This window comes from Psychrobacter sp. NPDC078929, from assembly GCF_050267985.1.
Taxonomy (GTDB): Bacteria; Pseudomonadota; Gammaproteobacteria; order Pseudomonadales; family Moraxellaceae; genus Psychrobacter.
In genome coordinates this window covers 1-1,875 of record NZ_JBNNFX010000058.1, presented here as the reverse complement: position 1 = coordinate 1,875, position 1,875 = coordinate 1, and the positions used below count along the sequence as shown (strand labels likewise).

General features: G+C 42.9%; 2 protein-coding genes. One reads left to right on the top strand and one right to left on the bottom strand.

Going from position 1 to position 1,875, the window contains the following annotated elements:
- Positions 1 to 394: 394 nt before the first annotated feature.
- Positions 395 to 1,438 (top strand): NAD(P)H-dependent flavin oxidoreductase, encoded by a 1,044-nt coding sequence (locus tag ACQKCG_RS13905; RefSeq protein WP_134292849.1) that lies wholly within the window; start codon positions 395 to 397, stop codon positions 1,436 to 1,438.
- A gap of 25 nt (positions 1,439 to 1,463) precedes the next feature.
- Here the strand turns inward: ACQKCG_RS13905 and ACQKCG_RS13900 are convergent, their stop codons facing one another.
- Positions 1,464 to 1,769, bottom strand: a complete 306-nt coding sequence (locus tag ACQKCG_RS13900; protein WP_264757038.1) for an aspartate/glutamate racemase family protein — start codon at positions 1,767 to 1,769, stop codon at positions 1,464 to 1,466.
- Positions 1,770 to 1,875 lie beyond the last annotated feature (106 nt).

The window sequence follows — 1,875 nt, the reverse complement described above, 5'->3', positions numbered from 1 at the left end:
CAAACATGGGCAATGGCGGTTTTACACCGATACAGAAACTCAATCAGGCAGCTTAATTCTATTTATTAGGTGTCTTAAGTTTGGGAGGGTTACCATAGGACTTTTAAGTTACAAATACGGACTTACCATAATTATTGCACTTAGCCTAATATTATTCCACAAGAGTCTAGAATTTTTTCATTTAATTCAACTTTCTTTGGCTAGATATTTAGTAATCTCAAGTATATGTATTAATAAACTTTAACTACAGTTTTATAGTCAAATAATTTAACTACAATTCCGTAGTCAAAACCCACCACCCTATTTAGCAACTAAATAAACACTATCTTACGTACTGTTCGCCCAGCTCTGTTAAAGTAAGTCATGCAAACACCTTAACAAAAGGCTACCCGTCATGACCTTACTTGATACTCTAAACTTAACCTACCCTATCGTTCAAGCACCAATGGCAGGAGCAACCACACCTGAACTGGTAGCGACGGTCAGTAACTTTGGTGGACTGGGTTCACTAGGATCTGGTATGACTGATCCAAATGTTTTGACCAGCCAAATTAATACCATTAAATCGCTCACCGACCGTCCGTTTATGGTCAATCTCATGGTATTGTCTGAGCAAGAATCTACGACCTTTGATACCGAAATTCCCGCTTGGCTAAGTCAATACTATCAAGACAATAATATTGAATTTACACTACCTGAACGCCCAGCGCAGAGCTTCGCAGAGCAGCTAAAAGTGCTCTATGACAATCCCGTTCCCGTTGCCAGTTTTACCTTTGGCATTATCAGTGCTGAGCAAGTTCAGCGTCTGCAAAGTTTCGGCACACGCGTCATCGGTACCGCCAATCATCCACTAGAAGCGAAAGCATGGAGCGAAATTGGCGCAGATGCGGTATGTGTACAAGGGGTTGAAGCGGGTGGACATCGCGGTGGTTGGTTACCGCAAAGTGAAAGCGATCCATTGGGATTATTGACTTTGATTGCCCAAACCCGTGCCTGTACTGATATTCCTTTGATTGCAGCAGGTGGCATTATGACAGGACAGGATATCAAGGCAGTACAAGCGGCAGGTGCTGAGCTTGCACAAATGGGGACGGCGTTTTTGACCACCGACCAATGCGGTATCAATGATACTTATAAACAAGCCTTACTCGATGCCAGTCACAGCAGGCGCAGCTCAGAAACGCGCTTAACTCGACTATTTTCAGGTAAGCTCGCTCGTGGTTTATTAAACGATTATCTACGTGATTTTGCTCAATTTGAAAGCGCTGATGAGCTACCGCCCTACCCACAATTAAATGCCATGTCCAAATCTATGCGAGCTCATGCCTCTAAAAATATGGATGCAGAACATCAATCTTTATGGGCAGGACAAGGGGTAACTTTGGTCAAACGAGAGAGCACGTTTGAACTGCTTGAGCGACTGGTAAAAACGTTATAGGCTTAAATATTTTTATCAGTCCGCACTACTCTAATAAAAAATCTACCGCCGCAGCTGCATGAATAGCTGTGGTATCAAATACAGGTATCGGGCTATCAGCCTGTTTGATAAGTAAACCAATCTCTGTGCAGCCCAAGATCACACCCTCTGCCCCTTGCGCTGCCAAATCTTTAATCACTTGACGATAATACTCTCGTGAGCTGTCTTTAAACTCACCGACACACAGCTCTTTTTTGATAATGCGATGTACTTCTGCTCTTGCCTCATCTTCTGGTATCAATACTTGTAAACCCGCATCAATCAGACGCTGCTTATAGAAATCTTGAGTCATCGTAAACTGAGGGTAACCCTCCCAAACTTAAGACACCTAATAAATAGAATTAAGCTGCCTGATTGAGTTTCTGTATCGGTGTAAAACCGCCATTGCCCATGTTTGG

What these genes read in the sequence shown, in the direction of transcription:
- ACQKCG_RS13905 (WP_134292849.1), top strand. Translation starts at nt 395, where the DNA reads ATGACCTTACTTGATACTCTAAACTTAACCTACCCTATCGTTCAAGCA.
- ACQKCG_RS13900 (WP_264757038.1), bottom strand. Translation starts at nt 1,769, where the DNA reads ATGACTCAAGATTTCTATAAGCAGCGTCTGATTGATGCGGGTTTACAA.